Consider the following 9,510-nt stretch of genomic DNA (forward strand, 5'->3'; position numbering starts at 1 on the left):
GAAAAGACGTTTTTCTACTATATTAATTGTTTTCAACAAAGTATGTGCACGAATGGTAATGACCATTTGCTCTTTTTCGTGTTCTATAACAGTTTGATACTGGTCATTTTAAAAAGAAAAGGAGGGGGGAGAAGCCTTATGGAAAATATTTTGGATCTGTGGAATAAAGCACTTCAAAAAATAGAGACAAAATTGAGCAAACCTAGTTTTGAAACATGGATGAAGTCCACTAAAGCCCATTCTCTTCAAGGAGATACGCTGACTATTACTGCACCTAATGAATTTGCAAGAGACTGGCTCGAGTCAAGATACCTTCACTTAATTGCAGATACCATCTATGAACTGACAGGCGAAGAGCTCAGCATCAAATTTATCATTCCTCAAAATCAGGACGAAGAGGAAGCCATGCCAAAATCTCCAATCAAAAAAATGTCGAAAGAAGAACCCGTTGAAATTCCACAAAATATGCTGAATCCAAAATATACATTTGATACTTTTGTTATTGGTTCAGGCAACCGTTTTGCTCATGCCGCTTCACTTGCAGTCGCAGAAGCACCAGCAAAAGCATATAACCCGCTTTTTATTTATGGGGGCGTTGGTTTAGGAAAGACTCACTTAATGCATGCGATCGGTCATTACGTCATCGACCATAATCCATCAGCCAAAGTGGTCTATCTATCATCTGAAAAATTTACAAATGAATTTATCAACTCAATCCGAGACAACAAAGCAGTCGATTTCCGTAATCGCTATCGGAATGTAGATGTGCTTTTGATAGATGATATTCAATTTTTAGCAGGAAAAGAACAAACACAAGAAGAGTTTTTCCATACATTCAACACACTTCACGAAGAAAGTAAGCAAATCGTCATTTCTAGTGACCGGCCGCCAAAGGAAATTCCGACACTTGAAGACAGATTACGCTCTCGATTCGAATGGGGCTTAATTACAGACATTACCCCGCCCGATCTAGAAACGCGTATTGCGATCTTACGTAAAAAAGCAAAAGCAGAAGGTTTAGACATTCCGAATGAAGTCATGCTTTATATTGCCAATCAAATCGACAGCAACATTCGGGAACTGGAAGGTGCTTTGATTCGTGTTGTTGCTTACTCTTCTTTAATCAATAAAGACATCAATGCTGATCTAGCAGCTGAAGCCCTAAAGGACATCATTCCTTCATCGAAACCTAAGGTGATTACAATTAAAGATATTCAAAGAATTGTAGGGCAGCAATTTAATATTCGATTAGAAGATTTCAAAGCGAAGAAACGTACGAAATCAGTTGCTTATCCAAGACAAATTGCGATGTATCTCTCTAGAGAAATGACAGATTCCTCTCTACCTAAAATCGGAGAAGAATTTGGCGGACGAGATCATACGACCGTCATTCATGCTCATGAGAAAATTTCAAAATTAATCGTTGAAGATGAACAGCTTCAGCAGCATGTCAAAGAGATCAAAGAACAACTAAAATAATCAAGCTGATAAGATAAGTACGGGAAAATGTGAATAACTAGAGCATAGTCATACACAGTCTGTCCACATGTGGATAGGCTGTCTTTCCTTTCTTTCTACTGACTTATCCACATATTCACAAGCCCTACTAGTACTTCTACGATTTTTATTAAATAAATATATATACATGTCATTAAGAAAAATTAGGAGGACCACTATGAAATTCACGATTCAAAAAGATCGTCTTGTTGAAAGTGTCCAAGATGTATTAAAGGCCGTATCCTCTAGAACAACGATTCCTATTTTGACAGGGATTAAAATTGTTGCATCTGACGAAGGGGTTTCTCTCACAGGGAGCGATTCTGATATCTCAATCGAATCTTTTATTCCTCAAAGAGATGGAGATTTAGAAGTCATTACAATTGATCGACCAGGAAGTATTGTGCTGCAAGCCCGCTTCTTTAGCGAAATCGTTAAGAAACTGCCTATGTCTACTGTCGAAATTGAGGTAGAACAAAATCATCTGACCATCATCCGCTCTGGTTCAGCAGAATTTAATTTAAACGGCTTAGATGCTGAAGAATATCCGCATCTGCCACAAATTGAAGAGCATCATGCTTTTCAAATTCCAACAGATTTGCTTAAAAACCTTATCCGTCAAACGGTTTTCGCGGTGTCCACCTCAGAAACACGACCTATCTTGACAGGTGTAAACTGGAAGGTTGAAAAAGGTGAATTAATATGCACAGCAACGGATAGTCATCGTCTTGCTTTAAGAAAAGCGAAGTTGGATATTAACGAGGAAAGCTCGTACAATGTGGTCATTCCTGGAAAGAGTTTAACAGAGCTAAGTAAAATTCTTGATGATGGACAAGATCTTGTGAGCATCGTCATTACGGAGACACAGGTTCTCTTTAAAGCACAGAACGTGCTGTTCTTCTCAAGATTGCTGGATGGTAATTACCCAGATACAGCTCGCCTCATTCCGCAAGAAAGTAAAACGGATGTAGTGGTGAATACGAAAGAATTCCTTCAAGCGATTGATCGCGCGTCACTTTTAGCAAGAGAAGGGCGTAACAACGTTGTGAAGCTTTCTGCTGATCCTGCGCAAAGCCTTGAAATCTCTTCTAATTCGCCTGAAATCGGTAAAGTAGTTGAAACGGTGCAAGCAGATGACATTAAAGGGGAGGATCTCAAAATCTCTTTCAGTCCGAAATATATGCTTGATGCTTTAAAAGTATTAGAGGGAACAGAGATTCATGTCAGTTTCACTGGCGCAATGAGACCATTCCTATTACGCACGCCAAATGATGATTCCATTTTGCAATTGATTCTTCCAGTTAGAACGTATTAATTTAGTCTAAAATGGCTGCTGTGTGAGCGCACAGCAGCTTTTTTCCTCGTTTCCTCAGCTTTCTTTCATCCCAGTTCGCTTTCCCCCTTTCCTTCTTGTCTTGTTTTTTAGTACAATTAGATATTAGTGATATTGAAAGAGGTCGATACAATGCCTAATCTGATAACGATTGAAACAGAAATGATTACATTAGGGCAGTTTTTGAAATTAGCCGAAGTCATTCAATCTGGTGGAATGGCGAAGTGGTTTTTAAGTGAACATGAGGTGTTCATCAATCAAGAGCCAGATAATAGACGGGGACGCAAATTATACCCAGGTGATGTTGTCGAGATAGAAGGTCACGGCACATTTCAAGTTGTGAATTAGAAACGGGTGACAATACATGTACATTCAAAGTCTGGCGTTAACTTCATACCGAAACTATGAACACACCGAGCTTCAATTCGACAATAAGGTGAATGTGATGATTGGTGAGAACGCCCAAGGTAAAACGAACCTGATGGAAGCGATCTATGTATTGTCGATGGCAAAGTCTCATCGTACGTCAAATGATAAAGAACTTATCCGATGGGACGAAGACTATGCTAAAATAGAAGGTAGAGTCATCAAAAAAAATGGTCCACTCCCCATGCAGCTCGTGATCTCAAAAAAAGGAAAAAAGGGCAAGGTCAATCACATTGAACAACAGAAACTCAGTCATTATGTTGGTGCCTTGAACACCATCATGTTTGCACCAGAGGATCTCAGCCTTGTGAAAGGTAGCCCGCAAATCCGCAGAAGATTCCTCGACATGGAGATTGGACAAGTGTCTGCTGTCTACTTGCATGATTTATCGCTCTATCAAAAAATCCTCACTCAGCGAAATCATTACTTGAAACAATTGCAAACAAGAAAGCAAACGGATCAAGCGATGCTGGAGATTTTAACAGAGCAGTTGATTGATGCGGCAGCGAAGGTTGTCAAAAGACGACTGACTTTTACGAAACAGCTCGAAAAATGGGCGCAGCCGCTGCATTTTGGGATTTCAAGAGAGCTGGAAACGCTCACGCTCCAATACCAGACGGCCATAGAGGTATCAGAAGCGTCAGACTTGTCGAAAATAAAAAATAGCTATGAAGAATCGTTTCAGAAACTAAGAGACAGAGAAATAGACCGAGGGGTGACGCTATGGGGGCCTCACAGAGATGATCTTCTTTTCTTTGTGAATGGTCGGGATGTTCAGACATATGGCTCTCAAGGGCAGCAAAGAACAACAGCTCTTTCACTAAAGCTGGCAGAAATTGATCTGATTCATGAAGAAATCGGTGAATACCCAATTCTTCTACTCGATGATGTTTTATCTGAACTTGATGATTACAGACAGTCTCATTTGCTCCATACCATTCAGGGACGTGTACAGACCTTTGTCACCACTACGAGTGTTGAAGGCATCGATCACGCCACCCTGAAAGAAGCGGAAATTTTCAGAGTAGCCAGTGGAAAAGTAATTGACTGATAAATGAGGTGTGAGTCTTGTATATTCATTTAGGTGATGATTGTGTTGTTTCTACACGAGAGATTGTCGCAATTGTTGATTACAAAATGAGGTCATCTTCTGTTGTAGAGGAATTTCTTCAAAAACAAGAAGAACAAATCATTTCGTTGTCACAAGGGACACCCAAATCCATCGTCGTCACAACTGAATCCGTGTATTACTCTCCTCTTTCCTCAAGCACGCTCAAAAAACGTGCTTCATTTGTGATTGAAATTGAAGTCTAAAAGCTCAATTCATATAAATATATCGTTTAAGAAAAGTGTAGGTGAATGTACGTGGCAATGGAACAGCAACATAATAGTTATGATGAAAATCAGATACAGGTGCTCGAAGGACTAGAAGCGGTTAGAAAACGTCCAGGAATGTACATTGGGTCAACCAGTGCAAAAGGACTTCACCATCTTGTATGGGAAATTGTCGACAACAGTATTGATGAGGCTTTAGCTGGTTATTGTACAGACATTACAGTGCAAATTGAAAAAGATAATAGCATCACAGTGAAAGATAACGGCCGCGGAATTCCTGTTGGGATTCACGAAAAAATGGGGCGTCCTGCTGTAGAAGTGATTATGACGGTTCTTCACGCTGGTGGTAAATTTGACGGCAGCGGTTATAAAGTATCTGGCGGTCTGCATGGTGTAGGGGCATCTGTTGTTAATGCGTTATCTACGACCTTGGACGTGACCGTATACCGTGATGGAAAAATTCATTATCAACAATTCAAACGCGGTGTTCCAGTTGGAGATTTAGAGGTCATTGGTGAAACAGATGTAACAGGGACAACCACTCATTTTGTGCCAGATCCAGAAATTTTCACTGAAACCATTGAATTTGATTACGACACACTTGCTAACCGTGTACGTGAGTTAGCTTTCTTAACAAAAGGCGTCAACATCATCATTGAAGACTTACGTGAAGGCAAAGAGCGAAGAAACGAATACTGCTATGAAGGCGGTATTAAGAGCTATGTAGAACATTTGAATCGCTCGAAGGAAGTCGTTCATGAAGAACCAGTTTACATCGAGGGTGAAAAAGACGGAATCACCGTTGAAGTTGCACTGCAATACAACGATTCCTATACAAGCAATATTTATTCTTTCGCCAACAACATCAACACATATGAAGGCGGATCACACGAAGCTGGCTTTAAAACCGGTTTGACGCGTGTCATCAATGATTATGCTCGTAAAAATGGCGTATTCAAAGATGGAGACTCGAATTTGAGCGGAGAAGATGTACGAGAAGGCTTAACAGCCATTATCTCTATCAAACATCCAGACCCTCAATTCGAAGGACAAACGAAGACAAAGCTCGGTAACTCAGAAGCAAGAACCATTACCGACTCCCTCTTCTCCGAAGCACTTGAGAAATTCCTCTTAGAGAACCCTGATGCTGCAAAGAAAATTGTGGAGAAAGGTGTGATGGCAGCTCGTGCAAGAATGGCTGCCAAAAAGGCACGTGAGCTGACAAGACGCAAAAGTGCACTGGAAGTCTCTAGTTTGCCTGGGAAACTGGCAGACTGTTCTTCTAAAGATCCTTCCATCTCTGAGCTTTATATCGTAGAGGGAGATTCTGCGGGCGGATCTGCTAAGCAAGGTCGTGATCGACATTTCCAAGCGATCTTACCGTTAAGAGGGAAGATCCTAAACGTTGAAAAAGCCCGACTAGATAAAATTTTATCTAACAACGAGGTTCGTTCAATGATTACAGCGCTAGGGACTGGAATCGGAGAAGACTTCACTTTAGAGAAAGCACGTTATCACAAAATTGTGATCATGACTGATGCTGATGTTGATGGAGCGCATATTCGGACGCTACTCCTAACATTCTTCTATCGCTACATGCGCGAAATCATTGAAAACGGTTATGTGTATATTGCACAGCCGCCTTTATATAAAGTACAGCAAGGAAAGCGTGTTGAATACGTGTATAACGATAAACAGCTAGATGAACTGTTAAAAACACTGCCTCAAACACCGAAACCTGGACTTCAGCGTTATAAAGGTCTTGGAGAGATGAATGCTACTCAGCTTTGGGAAACAACAATGGATCCTGATGCGAGAACACTTCTTCAAGTTACACTTGAGGATGCAATCGATGCTGATGAGACTTTTGAAATGCTAATGGGAGATAAAGTAGAGCCGAGACGTAACTTTATCGAAGAAAATGCACAATACGTAAAAAATCTTGATATTTAGATAGGTATCCCCCTTGAGAGCAACCTTATTTCTTGTTTGGAATAAGGTTGTTTTTCAAGAAACAGGGGCGTGAAACGAATGTCCTGGTTTTCTGCGTTTCGTTGATTTTCTAGTAAATAAATGTGTATAAAGGCAAGATTATTGATATAATGGAGAATAGTCTTGTGAAGATAAATACATATTTTACTCCCACATAATTTATTTCATGTGATACGTAAAGGGAGGTTCTTATAGTGAGTGAACAACATACACCAAATGTACGCGAAGTGAATATTAGCCATGAAATGCGTACGTCCTTTTTAGATTATGCAATGAGTGTTATTGTTTCGCGTGCATTACCAGATGTGCGAGACGGATTGAAGCCCGTGCATCGAAGAATTTTGTATGCGATGAATGACCTAGGTATGACAAGTGATAAACCATTTAAGAAATCTGCACGTATCGTTGGGGAAGTTATCGGTAAGTACCACCCTCACGGTGATAGCGCTGTATATGAAGCGATGGTTCGGATGGCGCAAGATTTCAACTATCGTAATATGCTGGTTGAAGGGCACGGGAACTTTGGTTCTGTCGATGGAGACGGTGCAGCAGCCATGCGTTATACCGAGGCACGTCTTTCTAAAATTTCGATGGAGATCCTGCGTGATATCACAAAGGACACCATTGATTATCAAGATAACTACGATGGCAGTGAAAGAGAGCCAGTCGTTATGCCTGCTAGGTTCCCGAACTTATTAGTGAACGGGGCAACTGGAATCGCTGTAGGGATGGCAACGAATATCCCGCCTCACCAACTAGGTGAAGTGATTGATGGGGTATTGGCAATTAGTCAAAATCCTGAAATGACGACACAGGAACTAATGGACATCATTCCAGGTCCAGACTTCCCAACTGCGGGACAAATCATTGGCCGAAGTGGTATTCGTAAAGCGTATGAAACAGGACGAGGCTCTATTACATTACGTGCAAAGTCAAATATCGAAGAAACATCTAGTGGTAAGCAGCGCATTGTCATCAACGAGATTCCTTATCAGGTTAACAAAGCTCGTTTGATCGAAAAAATCGCTGATCTTGTCCGTGATAAAAAGATTGATGGCATTACAGATCTTCGTGATGAATCTGACCGTAATGGAATGAGAATTGTCATTGAACTACGAAGAGACGCAAACGTCCATGTTCTATTAAACAATCTTTATAAACAAACGACACTTCAAACGTCCTTCGGTATTAACTTGCTTGCACTTGTTGATGGACAGCCGAAAGTGTTATCTCTCAAACAATGTCTTGAATATTACCTTGAGCATCAGAAAGTGATCATTCGTCGAAGAACGGCGTATGAATTGCGTAAAGCGGAAGCAAGAGCTCATATTTTAGAAGGCTTAAGAATTGCGCTTGATCACTTAGATGAGGTCATTGCCTTAATTAGAGGCTCTCAAACTGCTGAAATTGCAAGAAATGGTTTGATGGAAAACTATAGCTTGTCTGAAAAACAAGCACAGGCCATTCTCGATATGCGACTCCAGCGTTTGACTGGTTTAGAAAGAGAGAAAATAGAAGATGAATACAAAGGGCTTGTTGAATTGATTGCTGAATTGAAAGCCATTCTAGCAGACAATGAGAAAGTTCTAGAAATCATTAGAGAAGAATTAACAGAAATCAAAGAACGCTTCAATGATACGCGCCGCACAGAAATTGTGACAGCGGGTATAGAAACAATCGAAGACGAAGATTTGATTCCTGTTGAAAATATTGTGATCACACTGACTCATAATGGTTATATTAAGCGCCTGCCTGCATCAACATACCGCAGTCAAAAAAGAGGCGGTAAAGGTGTACAAGGAATGGGAACCAACGAAGATGATTTCGTTGAACAGCTGATCTCAACATCTACGCACGATACGATTCTCTTCTTCTCTAATAAAGGGAAGGTTTATCGAGCGAAGGGCTATGAGATCCCTGAATTCGGACGAACAGCGAAAGGGATTCCGATTATTAACCTTCTTGAAGTAGAAAAGGGAGAGTGGATAAACGCCATTATTCCAGTCAGCGAATTTGATGAAGATTCGTATCTCTTCTTTACAACAAGACACGGTGTATCGAAACGAACGTCATTGTCTCAATTTGCAAACATCCGTAACAACGGTTTGATTGCACTCAGCCTACGTGATGAAGATGAATTGATGGCTGTTCGTTTAACCAATGGTGAAAAACAAATTATCATCGGAACGAAAAAAGGAATGCTCATTCGTTTCGACGAGACAGATGTTCGTGAAATGGGACGTACAGCAGCTGGAGTTAAAGGGATCACACTTTCTGAGGATGACATCGTCGTTGGAATGGAAATCCTTGAGCCAGATGCAAACGTATTGATCGTAACTGAAAAAGGTTATGGTAAATTAACGCCTGAAAAAGAATATCGTGTCCAAAGCCGTGGTGGTAAAGGTCTGAAAACGTGCAAGATCACTGACAACAACGGTCCGCTTGTTGCAGTGAAGGCGACTAACGCTGAAGCTGAAGAAGACTTGATGATTATTACAGGTAGTGGTGTCATCATCCGTATGGCCGTTTCAGATATTTCCACAACAGGCCGAGTCACTCAAGGTGTCCGCCTGATCCGTCTAGGTGATGATGAACATGTCGCTACAGTGGCATTAGTAGAACAATCACCAGAAGACGATGAAGAGAATAGTGAAGAAAACGTAGAGTCAGATCAAGAGCAATCTGAGTAAAGATAAAGCCGGTTTTTCACCGGCTTTATTTTTTTTTTGAAAAAACATGATTTTTTTTGAAGTTTATAATGCTTTTTTCATAGATATGTGTTAATCTTTCAAAGGAGCAAAAAGAGGCTCTATTTTTTATCTCTTTCATAACAAAAACTTCTTAAAAAAATAAAATGTTTTTCAAAAAAATGTTGACTATTGATAGAGATATATGGTATATTTAAGTGGTCGCTTTGAGAGAGTGAC

General features: G+C 40.5%; 7 protein-coding genes. All 7 read left to right on the plus strand.

What is annotated here, in order from left to right; translation table 11 throughout:
• The first annotated feature begins 138 nt into the window (after window positions 1-138).
• Window positions 139-1,479 (plus strand): chromosomal replication initiator protein DnaA, encoded by a 1,341-nt coding sequence (gene dnaA / locus ACNO7B_RS18960; RefSeq protein WP_008347594.1) that lies wholly within the window; start codon window positions 139-141, stop codon window positions 1,477-1,479.
• A 196-nt stretch (window positions 1,480-1,675) separates the two neighbouring features.
• On the plus strand, window positions 1,676-2,812 hold the full coding sequence (dnaN, locus tag ACNO7B_RS18965; protein WP_008347596.1) for a DNA polymerase III subunit beta: 1,137 nt from the start codon (window positions 1,676-1,678) through the stop codon (window positions 2,810-2,812).
• A 150-nt stretch (window positions 2,813-2,962) separates the two neighbouring features.
• Window positions 2,963-3,178 carry a S4 domain-containing protein YaaA gene (yaaA, locus tag ACNO7B_RS18970; protein WP_008347598.1) on the plus strand — a complete coding sequence of 72 codons (216 nt, stop codon included), beginning with the start codon at window positions 2,963-2,965 and terminating at the stop codon, window positions 3,176-3,178.
• Window positions 3,179-3,194: 16 nt separating this feature from the next.
• Window positions 3,195-4,307, plus strand: coding sequence for a DNA replication/repair protein RecF (gene recF, locus ACNO7B_RS18975; RefSeq protein ID WP_007497487.1), 1,113 nt, complete (start codon window positions 3,195-3,197; stop codon window positions 4,305-4,307).
• A gap of 17 nt (window positions 4,308-4,324) precedes the next feature.
• Entirely contained in the window at window positions 4,325-4,570 is a 246-nt protein-coding gene (remB, locus tag ACNO7B_RS18980) for an extracellular matrix regulator RemB (RefSeq protein ID WP_008360920.1), read from the plus strand.
• 57 nt (window positions 4,571-4,627) lie between these two features.
• Window positions 4,628-6,544, plus strand: coding sequence for a DNA topoisomerase (ATP-hydrolyzing) subunit B (gyrB, locus tag ACNO7B_RS18985; RefSeq protein WP_026050185.1), 1,917 nt, complete (start codon window positions 4,628-4,630; stop codon window positions 6,542-6,544).
• A gap of 233 nt (window positions 6,545-6,777) precedes the next feature.
• Window positions 6,778-9,273 carry a DNA gyrase subunit A gene (gyrA, locus tag ACNO7B_RS18990; RefSeq protein WP_058214360.1) on the plus strand — a complete coding sequence of 832 codons (2,496 nt, stop codon included), beginning with the start codon at window positions 6,778-6,780 and terminating at the stop codon, window positions 9,271-9,273.
• The last annotated feature ends 237 nt before the right edge of the window (window positions 9,274-9,510 follow it).

Origin of the sequence: Bacillus sp. AK25 (assembly GCF_048270685.1) — a bacterium.
Taxonomy (GTDB): domain Bacteria; phylum Bacillota; class Bacilli; order Bacillales; family Bacillaceae; genus Bacillus; species Bacillus altitudinis.